Genomic DNA, 22,527 nt, shown 5'->3' with positions numbered 1-22,527 from the left:
GGCTGGCCCTGAGACTCAGTGCAGCGAAGGCTTGGCAGCCGGTTCGGCCGGCTTGTTGACCTCGGTGAACAGCAGCAGCGGTGCGACGCGCAGGTACTCCATGACCTCCATGTAATCGCCCTCGCCGTCGTCGGACTCTTCCAGGGCATCCTGGACCTGGGCAATAGCCGCCAGGTCCTGCAGCACCTCGGTGGCCTCGACGCTCAGGGCATTGGCGCGATAGGTCAGGCCGAAACCGGCGAGGAAGCCCTGGCACCACTGGCCCAGCGCGGCGGCACGCTCGGTCAGCGGCGCATCGTCACTCGGCAACAGCAGGACCACGGTCATGTCGTCGCTGGTCAGCTCGCCCTTGACCATCTCCTGCAGGCCGATCAGGGCATTGCGCACGTTGTCCTGCGGTTCGCCTTCCAGCAGCTCGGCGGCATCCACCAGCCAACTGTCGGCCTCGAAGCCGGCGCCGGCACAACTGCGACCGAGCAGCAGTCCGTGCAGTTCGGCGGGCGAGACCGGATGGCCATTACTGTTCAAGAGGTTGGCGAAAGCGTTATAAGGGGAATTCTGAATAGGCATGGGCGGCTAGGCGCCGAACGGCGCAGTGTCTAGAATGAAGGCCTTGTATCCTAGCACCCAGGGACATGCCAAGACCATCGAGCCACACAACTCGTTTGCCGAGTGCTCCCCTCACAACCGCTCATCAGTCCTATTCAGTCGACATCAAAGTAGATAACGAATGGAAGACAACGACCTGCACGCGCTGATGGCCAGACTCGAACTGCTGATTACCCGGGTCGAGCAACTAAAAAGCCAAAACGGACTCCTATTAGCTCAGGAAAAGACCTGGCGCGAGGAGCGCGCACACCTTATTGAAAAGAACGAAATCGCCCGGCGCAAGGTTGAATCGATGATTGCGCGCCTCAAGGCCCTGGAGCAAGACTCATGAGTTCAAGCAATAACGTTACCGTGCAAATACTCGACAAGGAGTATTCGATCATCTGCCCCCAGGAAGAGCGCAGCAACCTGGTCAGCGCCGCCCGTTACCTGGATGGCAAGATGCGCGAGATCCGCAGCAGCGGCAAAGTGATCGGCGCCGATCGCATCGCCGTGATGGCCGCGCTGAACATCACCCACGACCTGCTGCACAAGCAGGAACGCCCCGATGTGCAGGCCAGCGGCTCGACGCGCGAGCAGGTGCGCGACCTGCTGGACCGGGTGGATCTGGTGCTGTCTTCCGATTCGGACACCAGCAAGGGCTGATTCCCACGGCCCTTTCGGTTATACTGGCATCACTCCCTGGGGTGCTTGCCAGTTGACGATGTCCCTGAGCCGATTTGCACTACCCTGGAATTTGCACGTTGGGCCGGTGTGCATGTCCGCTAGACGGAAAGCCTTAACGCCTACTGCACCTTCCACCTTGAACTTTCGGGTTCAAGGGCTAAGTCGACAGCGGTTCATCCGGGGAGCCTGACTTCCAGGCCAGTGTCGGTGAGTCCCGACATTCGCCGTCACGGGCTGCCGTTCTGGCCGCTCCACTGCCTACAGCACGAATCCATGACCGAACCTGCGCCGCTTTCCCGCCCGCAACTTCGACGACGGCTGCGCAAGGCCCGCCGCGCCCTCACGCCCGGCGAACAACGCCAGGCCGCACGCGGTCTGTATCGGCAGTTGGCCCAACACCCACTGTTGCGCCGCGCCCGCCATATTGCCCTGTACCTGCCGACCGACGGCGAAATCGACCCGCGCCTGCTGCTGCGCGAAGCCCAGCGTCGGGGCAAACACACTTATCTGCCGGTACTCAGCGCCTGGCCGCGAACCAAGATGGTGTTCCAGCGCATTCGCCCGGGGGAAAAGCTGCGACCCAATCGCTTTCGCATCCTTGAGCCACGGATCAACCCGGCCGCCCAGCGCAAGGTCTGGGCACTCGACCTGGTGCTGCTGCCGCTGGTCGGCTTCGATCCGCTGGGGGGGCGACTGGGCATGGGCGGCGGATTCTACGACCGCAGCCTGGCCTATCGGTCGCGCCGTCAGAACTGGCACAAACCCACGCTGCTGGGACTGGCCCATGAATGTCAGAAAGTCGAAAGACTGGACCAGGCCAGTTGGGATGTACCCCTGCGGGGAACGGTCACCGACAAGGCGTGGTATATCGCGCAATGAATCGACGGGAGTAAAGGCGTCAACGCGGATGGCGACGCCTTTGTGGTGCTATCAACGCTTGAACAGGGTCGACTGCTGAGGCTGGTTTTGCGCGACTTCTACTGGAGCGTCCTTCTTGCCGGACCACAAGCCTTGAGCATAACCTGTAGTTACCACACCCAAACCGAACAAAATAACCAAAGTCCATAGTAAATCCGGTTTGCGTTTCATCGATTGCCCCCCTAGGCAAATCACATACGATGACAGCAGCGGTTCGTTTGATAGGCCGTGCAGCAGCGTCAAGCTTAAAATCCCGGCATTTTGCGATAACGTGAACCAACACGCAAACGCTGACGTCAACCGACCGTCGGTTTGTATGAAATTGCCCAACAAACTGCCCAAGGAGCAACACAATGGCCTATTGGCTGATGAAATCCGAGCCGGACGAACTCTCGATCCAAGGGCTGGCCAAGCTGGGCGAAACCCGCTGGGATGGCGTACGCAACTATCAGGCGCGCAACTTTCTGCGGGCCATGGCGGTCGGCGACGAGTTCTTCTTCTATCACTCCAGCTGCCCGGAGCCGGGGATCGCCGGGATCGGCAAAATCCTCGAGGCCGCCTACCCGGACCCGACAGCCCTGGACCCGCAAAGCCATTATCACGACCCCAAGGCCACCCCCGAGAAAAATCCCTGGAGTGCATTGCAGGTCGGACATGTCGAGACCTTTGCCAAGGTGCTCGGGCTCGGCTACCTGAAGCAGCAGACCGCGCTGGCGGAAATGCCGCTGGTGCAAAAAGGCAGCCGCCTGTCGGTGATGCCGGTGACGACGCAGCAGTGGGCCGCCGTTCTGGCCTTGCGCTGATTGCGCTGACCCCTTCGCGCCGAACCGCCGCGAAGAGACCCGGCCAGCCATCAAAAATCCCGAATCACTGCACGATCAGGTTGTTGAACAGCAGGTCTTCCACCTGGGGCTTGCCGGTCTCGTCGGTCATCACCTGCTGGACCTGTTTGAGCGCCTCCTGACGCATCTTCTCCTTGGCTTCGACGTTGTTCATCGAATCCACGGTCTGCTGGGCGAACAGGGCCACCAGTTGGTTGCGAATCAACGGCTCGTTGGCCTTGACCGCCTGAGCAGCGGCATCGCCGGTCACGCGCACGGCCACATCGGCCTTGTAGACCTTCAGCTTGGGGCTGCCATCCAGGCCATAGTTGCCGACGAACGGCGGGCTCAGGCTGATATAGCTGACCTTGGGCCCCGCACCCTCGCCCTCCTTGGCCTCTTCTGCCATTACCGCCATCGGCAGCGACAAGGCCACCATCAACATGATCCACGCTTTCACGATTCGCTCCTTATCCGGTTTACGGCCTAGCATAGCGAGCCCTGCCAGATAGCCCAAGCACAAAGCTTATAGGTGACTATCAGGCCAGGGCATGCTCGTTGACCCATTGACTCACACTCCTACACTTATCGGCCATCACTCCCAAAGGAATAGCCCGATGAAAGCCTTACTGTGCAAAGCCTTCGGCGCCGCCGAAACGCTGGTGCTGGAGGAAATCGCGAGTCCGACGCCGAAAAAGAACGAAATCCTGCTGCAGGTCCATGCAGCCGGGGTGAACTTTCCGGATACGCTGATCATCGAGGGCAAATACCAGTTCAAGCCGCCGTTCCCGTTTTCGCCCGGCGGTGAAGCCGCCGGCGTGGTCACGGCGGTGGGAGAAAAGGTCAGCCATCTCAAGGTCGGTGACCGGGTCATGGCGCTCACCGGCTGGGGCAGCTTTGCCGAGGAAGTCGCGGTACCGGGCTACAACGTGTTGCCAATTCCCGCCGCGATGGACTTCACCCGTGCCGCCGCCTTCAGCATGACCTATGGCACCTCGATGCATGCCCTCAAACAGCGCGCCCAACTGCAACCGGGGGGAACTCTGCTGGTGCTCGGCGCCTCCGGCGGTGTCGGCCTGGCGGCGGTGGAGATCGGCAAGGCAATGGGTGCCCGGGTGATCGCCGCGGCCAGCAGCGCCGAGAAGCTCGCAGTGGCCAAGGCCGCCGGCGCCGATGAACTGATCAACTACAACGAAAGCAGCCTCAAGGACGAGATCAAGCGCCTCACCGACGGCAACGGCGCCGATGTGATCTACGACCCGGTCGGCGGCGACCTGTTCGACCAGGCCGTGCGGGCCATTGCCTGGAACGGTCGATTGCTGGTGGTCGGCTTCGCCAGCGGACGTATCCCCGAGTTGCCGGTGAACCTGGCACTGCTCAAGGGCGCGGCGGTGGTCGGGGTATTCTGGGGCTCGTTCGCCCAACGTCAGCCACAGGACAACGCCGCGAACTTTCAGCAACTGTTCGCCTGGTTTGCCGAAGGCAAGCTCAAACCACTGGTCTCGCAGACCTATCCACTGGCCGAAGCGGCCCGGGCCATCGATGATCTCGCCCAGCGCAAGGCGGTGGGCAAGGTGGTGGTGCAGGTCCGCTGACGCCGTGATGGGGTGAACGGGCCTTCCCGCTCATCCCAGAAGCCCGCCTGCTCGGCAGATCGCGACAAGGATGATCCCCATCCCGAGAACGTCCTTCAGTTAACTCTGCGCGACATGTTCATAAAACAACATCGATCATGCTCCATTTCTTACATTTGTAGATGAGAAAGCCTGCTATTTTCGGTAACGAAAATGTAACATTCGCATCCGCAGTCAAAACAAGAAATCTGGAGCTCTTGAATGTTTGCCTTCTTTCGACCTGCCGCACACCGGGCGCCGCTGCCCGAGGAAAAAATAGACAGCACCTATCGACGTCTGCGCTGGCAGATCTTCGCCGGGATCTTTTTCGGTTACGCCGGCTACTACCTGCTGCGCAAGAACTTCTCCCTGGCCATGCCGTACCTGATCGAAGAAGGTTACAGCCGTGGCGATCTGGGCCTGGCAATGTCGGCGATCGCCATCGCCTATGGTCTGTCGAAGTTCCTCATGGGCCTGGTATCAGACCGCTCCAACCCGCGCTACTTCCTGACCTTCGGCCTGCTGGTATCCGCCGCGGTGATGTTCATTTTCGGCTTCGCCCCCTGGGCCACCTCCAGCGTGACCATGATGTTCATCCTGTTGTTCATCAACGGCTGGGCCCAGGGCATGGGCTGGCCGCCAAGCGGGCGGACCATGGTGCACTGGTGGTCACAGAAGGAACGCGGCGGCGTGGTCTCGGTGTGGAACGTCGCGCACAACGTCGGCGGCGGCCTGATCGGCCCACTGTTCCTGCTCGGCATGGGCTGGTTCAACGACTGGCACGCGGCATTCTATGTCCCGGCGACCGTGGCACTGGCTGTGGCGGCCTTTGCCTTCATCACCATGCGTGATACTCCACAGTCGGTCGGCCTGCCGCCTATCGAGAAGTACAAGAACGATTACCCCGAAGGTTACAACGACAGCCACGAGAGCGAATTCAGCGCCAAGGAAATCTTCGTCAAGTACGTGCTGCGCAACAAGATGCTCTGGTACATCGCGCTGGCCAACGTCTTCGTCTACCTGCTGCGCTATGGTGTGCTGGACTGGGCGCCGACCTACCTCAAGGAAGCCAAGCACTTCAACGTCGACAAGACTTCCTGGGCCTATTTCTTCTATGAGTGGGCAGGGATTCCGGGCACGCTGCTGTGCGGCTGGATGTCGGACAAGATCTTCCGTGGCAACCGGGGCCTGACCGGCATGGTGTTCATGGGCCTGGTAACCGTGGCGACGCTGGTGTACTGGCTCAACCCACCCGGCAACCCGACCATCGACATGATCGCGCTGTTTTCCATCGGTTTCCTGATCTATGGCCCGGTGATGCTCATTGGCCTGCAGGCGCTGGAGCTGGCACCGAAAAAGGCCGCAGGCACCGCAGCCGGCTTCACCGGACTGTTCGGCTACCTCGGCGGATCGGTCGCGGCGAGTGCCGCCATGGGCTACACCGTGGACCACTTCGGCTGGGATGGCGGCTTTGTCCTGCTGGTCGCCTCCTGCCTGCTGTCCATGGTGTTCCTGGCGCCCACTCTGTGGCACACCCGCGCGGCGAGCACGAGCCGTACCGCTACCGCATAGGAACCCACCGCCTCTCCCACCCGGCGGGAGAGGCGACTCAATGGGATCCCGAGCGACAACGCTTGAGCCGCGCCTCCAGATTGCGGTCCGGCATGGCATGGCTGCGCAAGGCGCTGGCGGTCTGCTCGACGTAGTCGCGGGTGGTGCCGTAGCGCCCACAGGCACTTTGCAGTACCTGGGTCAGCACGCTGTCGGGCAGATTGCCGGCATAACTGGGCAAGTGCCGTTCCAGCACGAAGCCCAGGGCCTGGACCGTATGCCCGCTTTCCAGCCGACAATTGAGCCAATGCGGGCGATAGGACGGTACCGGCATCTCGCGCTGCCACAAGGCATACAGCGATGCCTCCAACTGCTCCTCCGGCAGCCGATAGGCAAAACCGCTGCAGGAGCCACCGCGATCGAGGCCAAACACCAGCCCCGGCAACTCCGGCGTCCCGCGATGCTCATGAGACCACAGGTACAGGCCACGGTGATAACCGTGGACCCGTCCCCGCACCCGCTCAACCGCCGAGCACTCTGGTCGCCAGATCAGCGAACCGTAGGCGAACAGCCAGACCGGACCGCCCTTGTGCCGGGCCATGGTGGCCTGCATCGAGCTGAGCAATTGTTCGTGGGTCAGTTGCGCCCCCAATTCGAGGCGCGGCGGATAGGTCAAACCCGATAACACAGGATCTGTAACAGCCATGACGAATCGCTCGGGACTCCTGAATCATTACCAGTTATAGGTCACTTTACCGTAATAAAACGCACCGCTGTAACCGTACGGCGAATAAGTGCTATAGGCCAGATTGCCGCCGCTGTTAGCGTAGGCACTGAGTTTTTCCGGATACTTGTCGGTGACGTTGTCGCCACCCACGGTGAAGGTCCACTGCTTGAGCTTGTAGTCCGCCGCCAGGTCCAGCAGCCAGGCCGCCTTGAAGGTCTGGTCATTGACCGCATCGGCCTGGTAACTGGTGAACGAGCCGTAGCGGGTCAGGTTGCTGTGCAGCACCCAATTGCCGAAGCTCAGGTCGTTGCCCAGGGTCAACTTGTGCCGGGGCGTAGTATCCCCCAGCAGACCGAGCCTCTCGCGGCGGTCGACCCGCACCAGGTTGACCCCCAACTGATTGAGGATCGCCGGGTTGTCCTTCACATCGGTGACCTTGGTCCGGTTGTAGTTGTAGCCCAGGGTGCTGTTCCAGCGCAGGCCGTTGTCCAGTTGATAGCGATAGTTGGCCACCAGGTCGATGCCGTTGGTGCTGGTGTTGGTGGCATTGGTGAAATAACGCGCGCTGGTGTAGTTGATATTGCCGACACCGTTGGCCTGCAGGTAGTTGATCGCCGCGTTGTTCAGCACCAGGTTGGACGACAGGCTGATCCGGTCACGAATGTCGATCCGGTAGAAATCGGCCGTGACCGTCAGGTTATCCGTCGGCTCCAGCACCAGGCCGAGGCTGTAGTTGCGCGACTTTTCCGCCTTCAGGTCTTCAGCACCGAGCAGCTTGGCCACCTGGCTGTTGGCGGCGAACGTGCCAGCCTCCTGGATGGTCGAGCCGATCAACTGCGACGAGGTGTAGGTAAAGTTCTGCTGGGCCAGGGATGGCGCACGGAAGCCGTTGGAGATACTGCCGCGCACCGCCACCTGTGGAGTGAAGTCGTAGCGGGCCGCCAACGAGCCACTGACGTTCGAGCCAAAATCGCTGTAGTCTTCATGCCGCACCGCCGCCGAAGCACTCAGCTTCTCGGTGAAGTTGGTTTCCAGGTCCAGATACTGGGCGAAGTTGTGCCGCGAATAGCTGCCGGCATCCGCGGCGCGGAACCCACCCAGCCCGGAACTGCCGCTCTGGTAGTAGGACTCTGGCTGGCCGGCGCTGATCTGGTAGCCCTGGCGCAGGTACTCGGCCCCCAGCGCCACCGACACCGGGTAAGGCAGCCAACCGAGGTTGAATTCGCGCGACAGGTCGAAGTTCAACTGGCGCTGGTCGTTGCTCAGGGTGCCGTTATCAAATTTGCGCGGGCTGTTCAGGCCCAGCGAGGTGTTGATGGTTTCGGTACTCAGTTCGTACTCGTTCTTGCCGTAGTTGGCCGACAGGTCATAGTGCCAGTCGTCCATCAGCAGGCCACGCAGGCCGACCACCAGCGAGGTGTCCTCTAGGTTGCCGTGGATCAGCGGCAGGTAGCCATTGGGGAAGATCGCCGGAATGTTGTTCGAAGCGTTGCTCGCCCGATAGAACGCTGCGGTTTCGCCCCGGCGCTTGCTATAGCCGCCAAAGCTGTAGAGTTCGGCAGCGTCATTGAAACTGTAGGCGGAGTTGAACTGCAGCTTGCCCTCGTTGGTCGACGGCTCGCCCTGGCGGAACACCTGCTGGCCATAGGTCGTCGAACCGACGCTGGCCGGGCGATAGTCCTTGCCGGCACGGTTGGTGTAGTCGTTGTCAGAGCCTTCGCCCGAGACGTTGAAGAAACCGTTGTCACCCAGGGCAAAGCCGCTGTTGCCGTCGAGCTGGCGATGAATGCCGTCGCCCTTCTTGTATTCGCCGAACTTGCTGGAGACCGAGCCCCCCTGGTCGGCGCTCTTGAGGATCACGTTGATCACCCCGGCAATCGCATCGGAACCGTAGCGGGCCGAAGCACCATCACGCAGCACCTCGATATGGTCGACCGCTGAAATCGGGATCGCATTCAGATCAGCCGGGGCCGAGCCACGTCCGACCGCGCCGCCAAGGTTGACGAAGGCGCTGGTATGCCGGCGCTTGCCGTTGACCAGCACCAGTACCTGATCCGGCGACAGGCCGCGCAATTGCGCCGGACGCACCAACTCGGCACCATCCACCAGCGATGGGCGTGGGAAATTGATCGAGGGAATCAGCCGTGCCAGCACCGTGCCCAGTTCATCCGAACCGCTGCTGCGCAGGTTGTCGCCACTGATCACGTCGATCGGCGACAGCGAGCCACTGGCCGTGCGCTCCTGGGCGCGAGTGCCGGTGACGATGACGGTATCGAGTTTCGGCGCATCGGCCGTGGTGTTTTCCGAATCGGCGGTTGCTATCGGGGTGAAGCTCATCGCACCTGCGGCGGTCAGCAAATGAGCGGACAAAATCGCCGAGTACAGCCGGTGTTGCGTGTTGCTCCCCATACCGCTCCCCTTGGAATCCAAAGTCGAGGCGTCATGCCTCGAGTTCGCACGATCGGTCCGTGTGGCGAACGGTGTCGGTCATTGTGTTGATGATTGGCAAATACTCAGCCGGTGGTCCGATTCATATACCTTAAAGATATTTAATAAATAAAATAAATAACATAATCGAATATATCTAAACCAAACGTTCTACTCGCAACAATTCCTACAGACCTTTCAGACACCAAGGACTGACGACCCAGAGCTGGCTTCGTATAACAGCCCACTCTTGAAACGTCCTGCACCCGAAGGGTCAAGCACCATGAACAGACCGATACTCACCGCAGCCTTCGCCCTGCTGCTGGGGCAAGCCACACCTGCCCTGGCCACCGAGCAGGGACCACCGAAACCGGGCTTCTGGTATGCCCAGACCAGCCTGTATTCCCGTCACTACTCACCTGCGCCCGAACACAACAACCGCCAGGACCTGATCGGCCTGGAACGTCATGATGGGGATGGCTGGCTGTACGGCGCGGCGACCTTTCGCAACTCGTTCAGCCAACGCTCGTACTACGGCTATGTCGGAAAGCGTTACGACAGCGCACGTTATCCGCTCTATGTGAAGGTGACGGGAGGGCTGTTGCAAGGCTATCGCGGCGAGTACCGCGACAAGATTCCGCTGAACCGGCTGGGCGTGGCGCCGGTGATCATCCCGTCGATCGGCACCCATTACGGGCCGGTGGCAGCGGAGCTGGTGCTGCTGGGGTTCAATGCAGCGATGATCACCACGGGCGTCAGGTTCTGACTGTGCAGGGAGGTGCTGGCTAGGACCTCGGCGCGTAGGCGAAGGCATCAGCGCGCATCTGATGCGCATCCATGCCCGCTTCCACCAGCGCATCCAGGGTTGCGTAGATCATCGCCGGCGAACCGCTGGCATAGACCCGCACACTCGACAGGTCGGCGATATCCTCGCAGACCGCCTCGTGCAGCATGCCGCAACGCCCTTCCCAGCCACATAGCTCACTGACCACCTTGTGCAGGAACAGGTTGGGCAGCTTCTTCCACTCGTCCCAGTGCTCCAGCTCGTAGAAGTCCTCGGGCCGCCGCACACCCCAATACAGATGCACCGGATACTCGAAACCCCGAGAACGGCAATGCTCGATCAGGCTGTGCATCTGCGCCATGCCGGTGCCCGCCGCGATCAGCACCAGCGGCGCCTCCGGCAGTTCGGCCAGGTGGGTATCGCCGAATGGCAGTTCGATCCGCGCCATCCGGTTGCGCTGCAACTGTTCGATCAGCCCGCGCGCACTGGCTTCGCGAACCAGCACATGCAACTCCAGATCGCGCCCGGCGTGTGGCGCCGAGGCCAGGGAAAACGCCGATTTATCGCCGCTGTCGCGCTCGATCATCACGTATTGCCCAGCGTGATAACGCGGCGGCTTGCCCGCAGGAGTCCGCAGTCGGACCCGCCAGACATCACCGCCGATTTCGACACATTCGCTCAACTGACACGTCAGGCTGCGCACCGGTAGTTCTCCCAGGGCCAGGACACCGTCCCAGAGCACCACGCAATCTTCCAGCGGCTCGGCGATACACGTGTAGAACTCACCATGGTCACGCACGACACCTGCCTGCGCGACCCGGCCTTCCACCAGCAACGCCGCGCAGACATGACAGTTGCCATTGCGACAGCTTTGCGGGCAGTCATAGCCCAGGCGCCGGGCGCCATCGAGAATCCGCTCGCCGGGCCGTATCTCCAGCACGGCTCCAGAGGGCTGCAAGGTCACACGCATCAATCTATTCCTAACTGATTCCAGATGGCATCGATCCGCCGGGTTACGGCTTCATCCTTGACGATCACCCGACCCCACTCACGCGTGGTCTCACCGGGCCACTTGTGGGTGGCATCCAGCCCCATCTTCGAACCCAGGCCGGAGATCGGCGAGGCGAAGTCGAGGTAGTCGATCGGCGTGTTGTCGATCATCACCGTGTCGCGCTTGGGGTCCATGCGCGTGGTGATGGCCCAGATCACGTCGTTCCAGTCCCGTGCGTTGATATCGTCGTCGGTGACAATAACGAACTTGGTGTACATGAACTGTCGCAAAAACGACCAGACGCCCAGCATCACGCGCTTGGCATGGCCCGGATAGGACTTTTTCATCGTCACCACGGCCATCCGGTACGAGCAACCCTCGGGCGGCAGGTAGAAATCGGTGATTTCCGGGAATTGCTTCTGCAGGATCGGCACGAATACTTCATTCAACGCCACACCCAGAATCGCCGGCTCATCCGGCGGCCGTCCGGTGTAGGTGCTGTGGTAGATCGGCTTGATCCGGTGGGTGATGCGCTCGACGGTGAACACCGGGAAGTCGTCAACTTCATTGTAGTAGCCGGTGTGGTCGCCATACGGGCCTTCCGGGGCCATTTCGCCCGGATGGATCACGCCTTCGAGGATGATCTCGGCGGTGGCCGGAACCTGCAGGTCATTGCCACGGCATTTCACCAGCTCGGTGCGATTGCCCCGCAGCAGGCCGGCGAAGGCGTACTCGGACAGGCTGTCCGGCACCGGTGTGACTGCACCGAGGATGGTCGCAGGGTCCGCGCCCAGGGCCACGGATACCGGGAACGGCTGGCCCGGATGCTTTTCGCACCACTCGCGATAATCCAGCGCGCCGCCACGATGACTGAGCCAGCGCATGATCACCTTGTTGCGGGCGATCACCTGCTGGCGATAGATGCCGAGGTTCTGGCGATCCTTGTTCGGCCCCTTGGTGACCGTCAGGCCCCAGGTGATCAGCGGCGCCACGTCGCCCGGCCAGCAGTGCTGCACCGGCAGCTTGCCGAGGTCGACGTCGTCACCCTCGATGACGATCTCCTGGCAGGCTGCGTCCTTGACGACCTTGGGGGCCATGGCAATGATCTTGCGGAAGATCGGCAGCTTGGACCAGGCATCCTTGAGCCCCTTGGGCGGCTCCGGCTCCTTGAGGAAGGCCAGCAGCTTGCCGATTTCACGCAGCTCACCGACATCATCGGCGCCCATGCCCAGGGCGACCCGGTGCGGGGTGCCAAAGAGGTTGCCGAGCACCGGGATATCGAAGCCGGTGGGCTTTTCGAACAGCAGCGCCGGGCCCTTGGCCCGCAGGGTGCGGTCGCAGACCTCGGTCATTTCCAGGATGGGGGACACCGGAACCTGAATGCGCTTGAGTTCGCCGCGCTGTTCCAGGCCGCTGATAAAGTCGCGCAAGTCGCGATACTGCATGCGTGAGCCTCGTAGGGTCCGTGGCGTTCGGGGTGGGCAGTGTACCCGGTTCGCCCCGATATCGTGCAAGCGAACACGCACGCTGGCTGGCGTCCAGACAGCAAAAAGCCGGGTTTCCCCGGCTTTTCTGCTCTGTTCGACTTACTTGCGTTTCATCGACAGGAAGAACTCATCGTTGGTCTTGGTCGCTTTCAGCTTGTCGATCAGGAACTCGATGGCCGCTACTTCATCCATCGGATGCAGCAGCTTGCGCAGGATCCACATGCGTTGCAACTCGTCGTCGGCCGTCAGCAACTCTTCGCGGCGGGTACCGGAACGGTTGATGTTGATCGCCGGGAAGACGCGTTTTTCGGCGATCTTGCGGTCCAGCGGCAGTTCCATGTTACCGGTGCCCTTGAACTCTTCGTAGATCACTTCGTCCATCTTCGAACCGGTTTCAACCAGTGCGGTGGCGATGATGGTCAGCGAACCGCCTTCTTCGATGTTACGCGCGGCACCGAAGAAACGCTTCGGCTTCTCCAGGGCGTGGGCATCGACACCACCGGTCAGGACCTTGCCGGAGCTCGGGATCACGGTGTTGTAGGCACGGGCCAGACGGGTGATGGAGTCCAGCAGGATCACGACGTCCTTCTTGTGCTCGACCAGGCGCTTGGCTTTCTCGATGACCATTTCGGCCACCTGCACGTGGCGGGTCGGCGGCTCGTCGAACGTCGAGGCAACCACTTCGCCGCGCACGGTGCGCTGCATCTCGGTCACTTCTTCCGGGCGCTCGTCGATCAACAGGACGATCAGGTGGCACTCGGGATTGTTACGGGTGATGTTGGCCGCGATGTTCTGCAGCATGATGGTCTTGCCCGCTTTCGGCGGGGCGACGATCAGGCCACGCTGACCCTTGCCGATCGGGGCGCAGAGGTCGATGACGCGGCCAGTGAGGTCTTCGGTGGAACCGTTGCCGGCTTCCATCTTCAGGCGCTCGTTGGGGAACAGCGGCGTCAGGTTTTCGAACAGAATCTTGTTCTTGGCGTTTTCCGGACGATCGTAGTTGATCGTGTCGACCTTGAGCAGGGCGAAATAACGCTCGCCTTCCTTTGGAGGGCGGATCTTGCCAACGATGGTGTCACCGGTGCGCAAGTTGAAACGACGGATCTGGCTCGGCGACACGTAGATGTCATCGGGACCGGCCAGGTAGGACGCGTCGGAAGAACGAAGGAAGCCGAAGCCGTCCTGGAGGATCTCCAGCACGCCATCACCAGAGATTTCCTCACCGCTTTTCGCGTGCTTTTTCAGCAGGGAGAAAATCACATCCTGCTTGCGCGAACGGGCCATGTTCTCTATGCCCATTTGTTCGGCCAATTCGAGCAGTTCGGTAATCGGCTTTTGCTTGAGTTCAGTCAGATTCATATAGGAATGACGTAATCATTTATAGAGGGGGGGAAATTAAGCTTTTGGCTTAATGAGGCCGCGCCGCAGAGAAGGCGACAGGATCGCGTACTTGTTCGAAAAGGAGTGCGTCGGCGACGGCTTGCAGGGGGCACTGGAGAAACCAGTGCGGGACCGAATGTAACACCTGCTTTTGGCAGCGTCTAGCCCTAAACAACGAAAAAGCCCCGCAATTTGCGGGGCTTTTTGATGACACTCAGATGTGAGCGTCGAGGAAAGCTTGCAGCTGGGACTTCGACAGTGCGCCGACCTTGGTCGCCTCGACGTTGCCGTTCTTGAACAGCATCAGGGTCGGAATGCCACGCACGCCGTGCTTGGCCGGGGTTTCCGAGTTCTCGTCGATGTTCAGCTTGGCGATGGTCAGCTTGCCTTCGTAGGCGCTGGCGATATCGTCCAGAACCGGCGCGATCATTTTGCAGGGACCACACCACTCAGCCCAGTAGTCAACCAGCACAGGGCGCTCGGCCTTCAGAACTTCTGTCTCGAAGGACGCGTCGGTGACGTGCTTGATAAGATCGCTGCTCATGGAAATCTCCGCAGTGGTGAGCCAAAAAAAACGTTGCCCATCATAGCCGTCCTTCCTACGTACAGGAAGCCGCAGATGATTGAGTCTAACTATGAGGCCCCATGGGTTTGAGTATGGGCAAAACGGTGAGAACCGCACTTACTTGTGCAAGTAGCTTCAGCGAGGATCAGGCGGGCGTCACAAAAGCGATCCCGGTACGCAGCGCGGCATTGCGCACATGCTCCTGCATAGCCTTCTGCGCCGGCCCCGAAGCGCGCCGAGCCAGGGCACGGAGGATCTTGCGATGTTCCTGCCAGGTCTCCATCGCCCGCTCGGCGCGGATGAACGGCAACTTCTGGCTCTCCAGGAACAGTTCGGCGGTGGCGCTGAGAATCCCCAGCATCGCCTGATTGCCACTGGCCAGCAGGATGCGCCGGTGAAAATCGAAATCCAGCCGGGCGGCAGCCTCGAAATCTGCGGCGCGCAGTTCGGCGCGCATGGCGTCGACATTGTCCTGCAGCGCATCCAGCTCATCCGCCGTCAGCGTGACCGCCGCCAGCCCGGCGGCAAAACCTTCGAGCGCATAACGCAACTGGAAGATGTCTTCGGCCGACGCCTGGGCCGCGAACGGCCAGGCCAGGCCGCCTGTCACCGGCGCTTGTGAGGGTGCCTGGACGAACACGCCCTTGCCCGGCTGCACGCTGATCACTCCCAGCGCGCTGAGGGACGACAGCGCCTCGCGCAGCGATGCCCGGCTTATCCCCAGGCGCTGCGCCAGGTCTCGCTGCGAAGGCAGCGCGTCGCCCGGGCCGAAGCCCTCCTCGCTGATCAGTTTACGAATGGCTTGCAGCGCCACTTCAGGTACGGCGCGGGAAATCGAGTTCATTGTGTTCAGGCTGGTCGGTCCGGTGGAGCACTAGTTGTAAAGCTATTGCGAGCGGGCGGCAAGTCGCGCCCAGCACTGGTTCGGCCCGCACGCCGAATGCCCGATAACGGTGCGCAAACGCTGACAACTGTTCAGACCAGTAAGACCATGAAAAGCCTACCGAGGCCAGCAACAGCGGGCTTTGCGACCGGCATGGCATGGGCTGTGCAATGTTTCCAGGCAGCCAACATCCCCTTTTTGCATTCGGAGACCCGCCATGACCAAAGGCTTCAGCGCCCTGCTCGCAGCCCTGTTCACCAGCCTGATGCTGGGCCAGGCAACCGCCCAGGCCAACGGCCTGGACGATATCGTTGCCCGTGGCACCCTCAAGGTCGCCGTGCCTCAGGACTTCCCGCCCTTCGGCTCGGTCGGCCCGGACATGAAACCCCGTGGCCTGGACATCGACACGGCGAAGCTGCTGGCAGAGCAGCTCAAGGTCAAACTGGAACTGACCCCGGTCAACAGCACCAACCGTATTCCGTTCCTGACCACCGGCAAGGTCGACCTGGTGATCTCCAGCCTCGGCAAGAACGCCGAGCGGGAAAAGGTCATCGACTTCTCCCGGGCCTACGCGCCGTTCTATCTCGCGGTCTTCGGCCCACCTGACGCCGCGATCGCCAGCCTGGACGACCTCAAGGGCAAGACCATCAGTGTCACCCGCGGCGCCATCGAGGATATCGAACTGACCGCCGTGGCGCCCCAGGGCGTGACGATCAAACGCTTCGAAGACAACAACTCGACCATCGCCGCCTACCTCGCCGGCCAGGTCGATCTGATTGCCAGCGGCAACGTAGTGATGGTCGCAATTGCCGAGCGCAACCCGAAACGGATTCCGGCGATGAAGGTGAAGCTCAAGGACTCCCCGGTCTATGTCGGCCTGAACAAGAACGAACCGGCCCTGCTGGAAAAAGTGAACCAGATCCTCGCCGCCGCCAAGGCCGACGGCAGCCTGGACAAAAACGCCCAACTGTGGCTCAAGCAACCGCTGCCAGCCGATCTCTGATCAGGTTTTTCCGAGGTCCGTTCCATGGCTTATCAGTTCGACTTCCTGCCGGTGCTGCAAAACGCCGACCTGTTGCTGCGCGGCGCCCTGTTTACACTGGAGCTGACCACCATCGGCACCCTGCTCGGGGTTGGCCTGGGGATCCTCGGCGCGGCAGTACGAGCCTGGAAGATCCAGCCGTTCTCGACACTCTTCGGCGTGTATGTGGAACTGATCCGCAACACGCCGTTCCTGGTGCAACTGTTTTTCATCTTCTTCGGCCTGCCGTCCCTCGGCCTGCAGATTTCCGAATGGCAGGCAGCGGTACTGGCCATGGTGATCAACCTCGGCGCCTATAGCACGGAGATCATCCGCGCCGGCATCGAGGCGATCCCGCGCGGGCAGCTGGAAGCTGCGGCAGCACTGGCCATGAGCCGTTTCGAGGCGTTTCGCTACGTGGTCCTGCGTCCGGCGCTGGGCAAGGTCTGGCCGGCCCTGAGCAGCCAGATCATCATCGTCATGCTCGGTTCGGCGGTCTGTTCGCAGATCGCCACGGAGGAGTTGAGCTTTGCCGCCAACTTCATCCAGTCGCGCAACTTCCGCGCCTTCGAAACCTACGCCCTGACCACCCTGATCTACCTGTGCATGGCCCTGTTGATTCGCCAGTTGCTGAACTGGCTCGGACGCCGCTACCTGGCGAGGAGTCGCTGATGGATTTCACGTTCTGGGACATACTCAGCAACCTGCTGGTCGGCCTGCAATGGACCCTGCTGCTGTCGCTGGTAGCCTTCGCCGGTGGCGGCCTGCTCGGCCTGTTGCTGATGGTCCTGCGCATTTCCGCGAACCGCCTGACCCGTGGTCTGGCCCGCGCCTACATCGAGCTGTTCCAGGGCACGCCGCTGCTGATGCAACTGTTCATGGTGTTTTTCGGCGTGGCATTGCTCGGCGTGGATATTTCACCCTGGCTCGCGGCCGCAATCGCCCTGACGCTGTTCACCAGCGCCTACCTGGCGGAGATCTGGCGCGGCTGCGTCGAGTCGATTTCCCCCGGCCAGTGGGAAGCTTCAGCGAGCCTGGCGCTCAACCGCTACGAACAACTGCGCCATGTGGTCCTGCCACAAGCGCTGCGGATCGCCGTGGCGCCGACCGTGGGCTTCTCGGTGCAGGTGGTCAAGGGTACCGCGGTCACCTCGATCATCGGCTTCACCGAACTGACCAAGACCGGCGGCATGCTCGCCAACGCTACCTTCGAACCGTTCATGGTCTACGGCCTGGTGGCCGCCGGCTATTTCCTCTTGTGCTACCCCCTGTCCCTCAGCGCGCGCTACCTGGAAAGGAGACTGCATGTCGCTTCTTAGAATTTCCGCCCTGCATAAATACTACGGCGACCACCATGTGCTCAAAGGCATCGACCTGAGCGTCGAGCAAGGCCAGGTGGTGGCGATCATCGGCCGCAGCGGCTCGGGCAAGAGCACCCTGCTGCGTACCCTCAACGGTCTGGAGTCGATCAACGACGGCGTGATCGAGGTCGATGGCGAATACCTCGACGCAGCCCGCGCCGATCTGCGCAGCCTGCGCCAGAAGGTCGGCATGGTGTTCCAGCAGTTCAACCTGTTCCCCCACCTGAGCGTCGGCGAGAACGTCATGCTTGCGCCCCAGGTGGTGCAGAAGGTGCCCCGGGCCAAAGCCGCCACCCTCGCGCGACAGATGCTCGAGCGGGTCGGCCTGGGCGAGAAATTCGATGCCTTCCCCGATCGTCTCTCCGGCGGCCAGCAACAGCGCGTAGCTATCGCCCGAGCCCTGGCGATGTCGCCGAAAGTGCTGCTCTGCGACGAAATCACCTCGGCCCTGGATCCGGAGCTGGTCAATGAGGTCCTCAGCGTGGTGCGACAATTGGCCCAGGACGGCATGACCCTGATCATGGTGACGCACGAAATGCGTTTCGCCCGGGAAGTGGGCGACAAACTGGTCTTCATGCATCAGGGCAAGGTCCACGAAGTCGGCGATCCCAAGGTACTGTTCGCCAACCCGCAGACCGCCGAACTGGCGAACTTCATCGGCAGCGGGGAATCGCAGGCCTGAGTGCCGGCGCCCCCATCACCCAGTCCATCCCCTCGCCTGCCGTCACGTTCCGGCGTGACGGTAACCCGGTCCCCGCAGCCGCCCTGCCATCCTCGTCACTGAAATGTAATATTTCAGCCGGAAAAACCCCTTAATATCGTCGCGCTGATAATAGCTTCCAGATACGCAAAGCCCTTTCAAAGCAGTCCTACTCATCGTCCGAATCCTTCCTGCATGGCCGGGCCAGTCCCCCTGCGACCCACCCAACGCCGAGCGGCATCCGTTGGCGGCGGCGATTGATCGTGGCACGATGACTGGGTTATCGACCGAGATCCCTCAACCATGCCCCATTCCAAAGCCAAGAATCTTTCCCTGATCGCCGCTATCGACCTGGGCTCGAACAGCTTCCACATGGTCGTGGCCAAGGCCCAGAACGGTGAAATCCGCATTCTGGAGCGGCTCGGCGAAAAGGTTCAGTTGGCCGCCGGCATCGATGAAGAACGCAAACTCAGCGAAGAATCGATGCAGCGCGGGCTCGACTGCCTGAAGCGCTTCGCCCAATTGATCAACGGCATGCCACTGGGCGCCGTGCGGATCGTCGGCACCAACGCCCTGCGCGAAGCACGCAACCGGATCGAATTCATCCATCGCGCCGAAGAGATTCTCGGGCATCCGGTGGAAGTCATTTCCGGCCGTGAAGAAGCCCGCCTGATCTACCTCGGCGTCTCCCACACCCTCGCCGACACGCCGGGCAAGCGCCTGGTCGCCGATATCGGCGGTGGCAGCACCGAATTCATCATCGGCCAGCGCTTCGAGCCGTTGTTGCGCGAAAGCCTGCAGATGGGTTGCGTCAGTTATACCCAGCGCTATTTCCGCGACGGCAAGGTCACCCCGGCCCGCTACGCCCAGGCCTACACGGCGGCGCGCCTGGAAATCATGAGCATCGAGCACGCCCTGCACCGCTTGAAATGGGACGAGGCGATCGGCTCGTCCGGCACCATCCGCGCCATCGGCCTGGCCCTCAAGGCCGGCGGCCACGGCAATGGTGAAGTGAATGCCGAGGGCCTGGCGTGGCTCAAGCGCAAGCTGTTCAAGCTCGGTGAAATCGAGAAAATCGACTTCGAAGGGATCAAGCCGGACCGCCGCACAATCTTCCCCGCCGGCCTGGCGATTCTCGAAGCGATCTTCGATTCCCTCGACCTGCAGCGCATGGACCACTGCGACGGCGCGCTGCGTGAAGGTGTGCTCTATGACCTGCTGGGCCGCCATCATCATGAAGACGTCCGCGAACGCACCCTCACCTCGCTGATGGAGCGTTATCACGTCGACCAGGAACAAGCGGTACGCGTCGAACGCAAGGCACTGCACGCCTTCGACCAGGTGGCCAAGGACTGGGAACTGGAGGATGGCATCTGGCGCGAACTGCTCGGCTGGGCGGCCAAGGTCCACGAAGTCGGCCTGGACATCGCCCACTACCAGTACCACAAGCACGGCGCCTACCTGATCGAGCACTCCGACCTGGCCGGCTTCTCCCGGGAAGACCAGCAGATGCTCGCACTACTGGTTCGCGGGCACCGTCGCAACATTCCCAAGGACAAGTTCGCCGAGTTCGGCGATGAAGGCATCAAGCTGATCCGTCTGTGCGTGCTGCTGCGCTTCGCGATCCTGTTCCACCACATCCGTGGCACCCAGGAAATGCCGCAGGTCACCTTGCGGGCCGACGGCGATAACCTGGATGTGGTGTTTCCCAAGGGCTGGCTGGAGGAGAACCAGCTGACTCAGGCCGACTTCGCCCTGGAGGCGGAGTGGCTGACCCGAGTCAGCATTACCCTCAACGTACGCTGAGGACCGGGTTGCTCAGGCGATCGAGCAGGGTCGCCTGGGCACTGCGCGGGTTCTGGTTGCCGGTCGGCGTGTTGCGGATGTAGCGACCGTCCGACTGCAGGCTCCAGCTGTGGGTGTTATCGGTGAGATAACTTTCCAGCTCTTTCTTGACCCGCAGGATCAGCTTCTTGCCCTCCACCGGGAAGCAGGTCTCGACACGCTTGTCGAGGTTGCGCTCCATCCAGTCGGCACTGGACAGGAACATCTGTTCCTCGCCACCGTTGAGGAAGTAGAACACCCGAGTGTGTTCCAGGAAACGGCCGATGATCGAGCGCACATGGATATTGTGCGACACCCCGGCAATGCCCGGACGCAGGCAGCACATGCCACGCACCACCAGATCGATACGTACGCCGCACTGGCTGGCCTTGTACAGCGCGCGGATGATCTTCGGATCGGTCAGCGAGTTGAACTTGGCGATGATGTGCGCCGGCTTGCCATCGACGGCGAACTGGGTTTCCCGGGCAATCATGTCGAGCATGCCCTTCTTCAGGGTGAACGGCGCATGCAGCAGTTTCTTCATGCGCAGGGTCTTGCCCATGCCGATCAACTGGCTGAACAGCTTGCCGACGTCTTCGCACAGGGCGTCGTCGGAGGTCAGCAGGCTGTAGTCGGTGTACAGGCGGGCGTTACCGGCGTGGTAGTTGCCGGTACCGAGGTGCGCGTAACGCACGATCTCGCCGGCTTCGCGGCGCAGGATCAGCATCATCTTGGCGTGGGTCTTGAAGCCGACCACGCCGTAGATCACCACCGCACCGGCCGCCTGCAGACGGCTGGCCAGTTGCAGGTTCGACTCTTCATCGAAACGCGCACGCAGTTCGATCACCGCAGTGACTTCCTTGCCGTTGCGCGCCGCATCCACCAGGGCGTCGACGATTTCCGAGTTGGCGCCGCTGCGGTACAGGGTCTGGCGTACGGCCAGGACGTGCGGGTCCTTGGCGGCCTGGCGCAGCAGGTCGACCACCGGGGTAAAGGATTCGAACGGGTGCAGCAGCAGGATGTCCTGCTTGCTGACCACGCTGAAAATGTTCTCGCTGTTCTGCAGCAGTTTCGGGATCTGCGGGGTGAACGGCGTGTATTGCAGCTCCGGATGGCTGTCCAGGCCAGTGATGCTGAACAGACGGGTCAGGTTCACCGGACCGTTGACCTGATACAACTCGGTCTCGGCCAGGTTGAACTGCTTGAGCAGGTAGTCCGACAGGTGTTTCGGACAGGTGTCGGCCACTTCCAGGCGCACGGCATCGCCGTAGCGACGCGAGAACAGTTCGCCGCGCAGCGCGCGGGCCAGGTCCTCGACGTCCTCGGAGTCCAACGCCAGGTCGGCGTTACGGGTCAGGCGGAACTGGTAGCAGCCCTTGACCTTCATGCCCTGGAACAGATCGTCGGCATGCGCATGGATCATCGACGACAGGAATACATAGTTATCGCCAGGCCCCCCCACGTCTTCGGGTACCTTGATGATCCTCGGCAGCAGGCGCGGCGCCGGAATGATCGCCAGGCCGGAGTCGCGACCGAAAGCGTCGATACCCTCGAGTTCGACGATGAAGTTCAGGCTCTTGTTCACCAGCAACGGGAACGGGTGCGTCGGGTCGAGACCGATCGGCGTGATGATCGGCGCGATCTCGTCGCGGAAATAGCGGCGAACCCAGGTCTTGAGCTTGGTGGTCCAATAGCGGCGACGGATGAAACGCACCTGGTGCTTTTCCAGCTCCGGCAACAGGATATCGTTGAGGATCGCGTACTGGCGGTCGACCTGGCCGTGCACCAGCTCGCTGATGCGGGCCAGCGCCTGGTGCGGTTGCAGGCCGTCGGCACCGGCCTGTTCACGGGCGAAGGTGATCTGTTTTTTAAGCCCGGCGACACGGATCTCGAAGAACTCATCGAGGTTGCTGGAGAAGATCAGCAGGAACTTGAGCCGTTCCAGCAACGGATAGGACTCGTCCAGCGCCTGCTCCAGCACGCGGATGTTGAACTGCAGCTGCGACAGCTCGCGGTGGATATACAGACTGCTGTCATCCAGGTTCGTAATCACCACCGGCGGCGCGGGCACAGGAGCTGCTTCGGCAACCACCGGCGCCGGTTCCAGCTCCGGCGGGGTTTCGACGATCTGCTCGACCACCGGTTGAGCGTCTTTTACTTCAACTTCGCTGAGTCCTTCGGTATTCATCGAGTGTTCCT

23 protein-coding genes and 1 other RNA gene are annotated in these 22,527 nt (G+C 61.6%); 13 read left to right on the top strand and 11 right to left on the bottom strand.

Annotated elements, in window-relative coordinates; genetic code table 11:
• Positions 1-15: 15 nt before the first annotated feature.
• The gene (locus tag BLU37_RS08720) at positions 16-570 is read right to left on the bottom strand and encodes a YecA/YgfB family protein (RefSeq protein WP_090204068.1); all 555 of its coding nucleotides are present in this window, start codon (positions 568-570) and stop codon (positions 16-18) included.
• Between the two features lie 160 nt (positions 571-730).
• Between BLU37_RS08720 and BLU37_RS08715 the strand changes: the two genes are divergently transcribed.
• The 4 genes from BLU37_RS08715 to BLU37_RS08700 all read left to right on the top strand — a co-directional run bounded on the left by BLU37_RS08715 (position 731) and on the right by BLU37_RS08700 (position 2,154).
• Entirely contained in the window at positions 731-940 is a 210-nt protein-coding gene (locus BLU37_RS08715; RefSeq protein ID WP_010448091.1) for a TIGR02449 family protein, read from the top strand.
• A complete protein-coding gene (locus BLU37_RS08710) occupies positions 937-1,254 on the top strand; it encodes a cell division protein ZapA (protein WP_017125438.1) in 318 nt (105 codons plus the stop codon). Before BLU37_RS08715 ends, BLU37_RS08710 begins: the two co-directional genes overlap by 4 nt.
• Positions 1,255-1,284: 30 nt before the next feature.
• Positions 1,285-1,463: non-coding RNA, 6S RNA (gene ssrS, locus BLU37_RS08705), on the top strand.
• Positions 1,464-1,548: 85 nt separating this feature from the next.
• Positions 1,549-2,154 (top strand): 5-formyltetrahydrofolate cyclo-ligase, encoded by a 606-nt coding sequence (locus BLU37_RS08700; protein ID WP_090204065.1) that lies wholly within the window; start codon positions 1,549-1,551, stop codon positions 2,152-2,154.
• Between the two features lie 51 nt (positions 2,155-2,205).
• On the opposite strand, the gene BLU37_RS08695 is transcribed toward BLU37_RS08700, so the two are convergent.
• Entirely contained in the window at positions 2,206-2,436 is a 231-nt protein-coding gene (locus tag BLU37_RS08695; RefSeq protein ID WP_080579403.1) for a hypothetical protein, read from the bottom strand.
• A gap of 110 nt (positions 2,437-2,546) precedes the next feature.
• Here BLU37_RS08695 and BLU37_RS08690 point away from each other — a divergent pair, with 110 nt between their 5' ends.
• On the top strand, positions 2,547-2,996 hold the full coding sequence (locus BLU37_RS08690; protein WP_090204063.1) for an EVE domain-containing protein: 450 nt from the start codon (positions 2,547-2,549) through the stop codon (positions 2,994-2,996).
• Between the two features lie 64 nt (positions 2,997-3,060).
• Here BLU37_RS08690 and BLU37_RS08685 read toward each other — a convergent pair whose 3' ends face one another.
• Positions 3,061-3,474, bottom strand: a complete 414-nt coding sequence (locus BLU37_RS08685) for a flagellar basal body-associated protein FliL (protein WP_010443834.1) — start codon at positions 3,472-3,474, stop codon at positions 3,061-3,063.
• A gap of 157 nt (positions 3,475-3,631) precedes the next feature.
• Here BLU37_RS08685 and BLU37_RS08680 point away from each other — a divergent pair, with 157 nt between their 5' ends.
• Complete coding sequence (locus BLU37_RS08680; RefSeq protein ID WP_090204061.1) at positions 3,632-4,609, top strand: NADPH:quinone oxidoreductase family protein; 978 nt, start codon at positions 3,632-3,634, stop codon at positions 4,607-4,609.
• Positions 4,610-4,849: 240 nt separating this feature from the next.
• Positions 4,850-6,199, top strand: coding sequence for a glycerol-3-phosphate transporter (glpT, locus tag BLU37_RS08675; protein WP_090204058.1), 1,350 nt, complete (start codon positions 4,850-4,852; stop codon positions 6,197-6,199).
• Positions 6,200-6,236: 37 nt separating this feature from the next.
• On the opposite strand, the gene BLU37_RS08670 is transcribed toward glpT, so the two are convergent.
• Together BLU37_RS08670 and BLU37_RS08665 are read right to left on the bottom strand one after the other, a co-directional pair.
• A complete protein-coding gene (locus tag BLU37_RS08670) occupies positions 6,237-6,884 on the bottom strand; it encodes a gamma-glutamylcyclotransferase (protein WP_090204056.1) in 648 nt (215 codons plus the stop codon).
• Positions 6,885-6,911: 27 nt separating this feature from the next.
• A complete protein-coding gene (locus BLU37_RS08665; protein WP_090204053.1) occupies positions 6,912-9,314 on the bottom strand; it encodes a TonB-dependent receptor plug domain-containing protein in 2,403 nt (800 codons plus the stop codon).
• Positions 9,315-9,615: 301 nt separating this feature from the next.
• Here BLU37_RS08665 and BLU37_RS08660 point away from each other — a divergent pair, with 301 nt between their 5' ends.
• Positions 9,616-10,098 (top strand): sn-glycerol-3-phosphate transporter, encoded by a 483-nt coding sequence (locus tag BLU37_RS08660; RefSeq protein ID WP_090204050.1) that lies wholly within the window; start codon positions 9,616-9,618, stop codon positions 10,096-10,098.
• Between the two features lie 19 nt (positions 10,099-10,117).
• Here BLU37_RS08660 and BLU37_RS08655 read toward each other — a convergent pair whose 3' ends face one another.
• From BLU37_RS08655 to BLU37_RS08635, 5 genes are all read right to left on the bottom strand, one after another.
• On the bottom strand, positions 10,118-11,086 hold the full coding sequence (locus tag BLU37_RS08655; protein WP_090204048.1) for a CDP-6-deoxy-delta-3,4-glucoseen reductase: 969 nt from the start codon (positions 11,084-11,086) through the stop codon (positions 10,118-10,120).
• Positions 11,086-12,552, bottom strand: a complete 1,467-nt coding sequence (gene ubiD / locus BLU37_RS08650) for a 4-hydroxy-3-polyprenylbenzoate decarboxylase (RefSeq protein ID WP_010443848.1) — start codon at positions 12,550-12,552, stop codon at positions 11,086-11,088. Before ubiD ends, BLU37_RS08655 begins: the two co-directional genes overlap by 1 nt.
• Positions 12,553-12,693: 141 nt before the next feature.
• Positions 12,694-13,953 carry a transcription termination factor Rho gene (rho, locus tag BLU37_RS08645; protein WP_090204045.1) on the bottom strand — a complete coding sequence of 420 codons (1,260 nt, stop codon included), beginning with the start codon at positions 13,951-13,953 and terminating at the stop codon, positions 12,694-12,696.
• A 235-nt stretch (positions 13,954-14,188) separates the two neighbouring features.
• Positions 14,189-14,518 carry a thioredoxin TrxA gene (gene trxA / locus BLU37_RS08640; RefSeq protein ID WP_010443851.1) on the bottom strand — a complete coding sequence of 110 codons (330 nt, stop codon included), beginning with the start codon at positions 14,516-14,518 and terminating at the stop codon, positions 14,189-14,191.
• A 166-nt stretch (positions 14,519-14,684) separates the two neighbouring features.
• Complete coding sequence (locus BLU37_RS08635; protein WP_010443852.1) at positions 14,685-15,383, bottom strand: FadR/GntR family transcriptional regulator; 699 nt, start codon at positions 15,381-15,383, stop codon at positions 14,685-14,687.
• Positions 15,384-15,639: 256 nt separating this feature from the next.
• Here BLU37_RS08635 and BLU37_RS08630 point away from each other — a divergent pair, with 256 nt between their 5' ends.
• The 5 genes from BLU37_RS08630 (at position 15,640) to ppx (ending at position 20,310) form a co-directional block, all read left to right on the top strand.
• On the top strand, positions 15,640-16,425 hold the full coding sequence (locus BLU37_RS08630) for a transporter substrate-binding domain-containing protein (RefSeq protein ID WP_090204042.1): 786 nt from the start codon (positions 15,640-15,642) through the stop codon (positions 16,423-16,425).
• A gap of 24 nt (positions 16,426-16,449) precedes the next feature.
• The gene (locus BLU37_RS08625; RefSeq protein ID WP_010443854.1) at positions 16,450-17,115 is read left to right on the top strand and encodes an amino acid ABC transporter permease; all 666 of its coding nucleotides are present in this window, start codon (positions 16,450-16,452) and stop codon (positions 17,113-17,115) included.
• Positions 17,112-17,762 carry an amino acid ABC transporter permease gene (locus BLU37_RS08620; protein WP_029379313.1) on the top strand — a complete coding sequence of 217 codons (651 nt, stop codon included), beginning with the start codon at positions 17,112-17,114 and terminating at the stop codon, positions 17,760-17,762. Before BLU37_RS08625 ends, BLU37_RS08620 begins: the two co-directional genes overlap by 4 nt.
• Positions 17,749-18,486: an amino acid ABC transporter ATP-binding protein gene (locus BLU37_RS08615; RefSeq protein WP_010443856.1), complete on the top strand. Its 738-nt coding sequence runs from the start codon at positions 17,749-17,751 to the stop codon at positions 18,484-18,486. The genes BLU37_RS08620 and BLU37_RS08615 overlap by 14 nt, the downstream gene beginning before the upstream one ends.
• A 321-nt stretch (positions 18,487-18,807) precedes the next feature.
• Entirely contained in the window at positions 18,808-20,310 is a 1,503-nt protein-coding gene (gene ppx / locus BLU37_RS08610; protein ID WP_090204039.1) for an exopolyphosphatase, read from the top strand.
• On the opposite strand, the gene ppk1 is transcribed toward ppx, so the two are convergent.
• Positions 20,297-22,516: a polyphosphate kinase 1 gene (ppk1, locus tag BLU37_RS08605; protein ID WP_010443858.1), complete on the bottom strand. Its 2,220-nt coding sequence runs from the start codon at positions 22,514-22,516 to the stop codon at positions 20,297-20,299. The two genes, ppx and ppk1, sit on opposite strands and share 14 nt — an antisense overlap.
• Positions 22,517-22,527 lie beyond the last annotated feature (11 nt).

Origin of the sequence: Pseudomonas asplenii (genome assembly GCF_900105475.1) — a bacterium.
Lineage (GTDB): Bacteria > Pseudomonadota > Gammaproteobacteria > Pseudomonadales > Pseudomonadaceae > Aquipseudomonas > Aquipseudomonas asplenii.
The sequence above is the reverse complement of the archived record's forward strand: the minus strand, read 5'-3'. Positions and strand labels throughout refer to the sequence as shown.

Excerpts from the sequence above, each read along its gene's own strand:
- BLU37_RS08660 (WP_090204050.1), top strand. The coding sequence starts at position 9,616 with ATGAACAGACCGATACTCACCGCAGCCTTCGCCCTGCTGCTGGGGCAA.
- ppk1 (WP_010443858.1), bottom strand. The coding sequence starts at position 22,516 with ATGAATACCGAAGGACTCAGCGAAGTTGAAGTAAAAGACGCTCAACCG.
- BLU37_RS08615 (WP_010443856.1), top strand. The coding sequence starts at position 17,749 with ATGTCGCTTCTTAGAATTTCCGCCCTGCATAAATACTACGGCGACCAC.
- BLU37_RS08700 (WP_090204065.1), top strand. The coding sequence starts at position 1,549 with ATGACCGAACCTGCGCCGCTTTCCCGCCCGCAACTTCGACGACGGCTG.
- BLU37_RS08670 (WP_090204056.1), bottom strand. The coding sequence starts at position 6,884 with ATGGCTGTTACAGATCCTGTGTTATCGGGTTTGACCTATCCGCCGCGC.
- BLU37_RS08625 (WP_010443854.1), top strand. The coding sequence starts at position 16,450 with ATGGCTTATCAGTTCGACTTCCTGCCGGTGCTGCAAAACGCCGACCTG.
- BLU37_RS08715 (WP_010448091.1), top strand. The coding sequence starts at position 731 with ATGGAAGACAACGACCTGCACGCGCTGATGGCCAGACTCGAACTGCTG.
- BLU37_RS08630 (WP_090204042.1), top strand. The coding sequence starts at position 15,640 with ATGACCAAAGGCTTCAGCGCCCTGCTCGCAGCCCTGTTCACCAGCCTG.
- BLU37_RS08635 (WP_010443852.1), bottom strand. The coding sequence starts at position 15,383 with ATGAACTCGATTTCCCGCGCCGTACCTGAAGTGGCGCTGCAAGCCATT.
- trxA (WP_010443851.1), bottom strand. The coding sequence starts at position 14,518 with ATGAGCAGCGATCTTATCAAGCACGTCACCGACGCGTCCTTCGAGACA.
- BLU37_RS08710 (WP_017125438.1), top strand. The coding sequence starts at position 937 with ATGAGTTCAAGCAATAACGTTACCGTGCAAATACTCGACAAGGAGTAT.
- glpT (WP_090204058.1), top strand. The coding sequence starts at position 4,850 with ATGTTTGCCTTCTTTCGACCTGCCGCACACCGGGCGCCGCTGCCCGAG.
- BLU37_RS08665 (WP_090204053.1), bottom strand. The coding sequence starts at position 9,314 with ATGGGGAGCAACACGCAACACCGGCTGTACTCGGCGATTTTGTCCGCT.
- ppx (WP_090204039.1), top strand. The coding sequence starts at position 18,808 with ATGCCCCATTCCAAAGCCAAGAATCTTTCCCTGATCGCCGCTATCGAC.
- BLU37_RS08720 (WP_090204068.1), bottom strand. The coding sequence starts at position 570 with ATGCCTATTCAGAATTCCCCTTATAACGCTTTCGCCAACCTCTTGAAC.
- BLU37_RS08655 (WP_090204048.1), bottom strand. The coding sequence starts at position 11,086 with ATGCGTGTGACCTTGCAGCCCTCTGGAGCCGTGCTGGAGATACGGCCC.
- BLU37_RS08690 (WP_090204063.1), top strand. The coding sequence starts at position 2,547 with ATGGCCTATTGGCTGATGAAATCCGAGCCGGACGAACTCTCGATCCAA.
- ubiD (WP_010443848.1), bottom strand. The coding sequence starts at position 12,552 with ATGCAGTATCGCGACTTGCGCGACTTTATCAGCGGCCTGGAACAGCGC.
- rho (WP_090204045.1), bottom strand. The coding sequence starts at position 13,953 with ATGAATCTGACTGAACTCAAGCAAAAGCCGATTACCGAACTGCTCGAA.
- BLU37_RS08680 (WP_090204061.1), top strand. The coding sequence starts at position 3,632 with ATGAAAGCCTTACTGTGCAAAGCCTTCGGCGCCGCCGAAACGCTGGTG.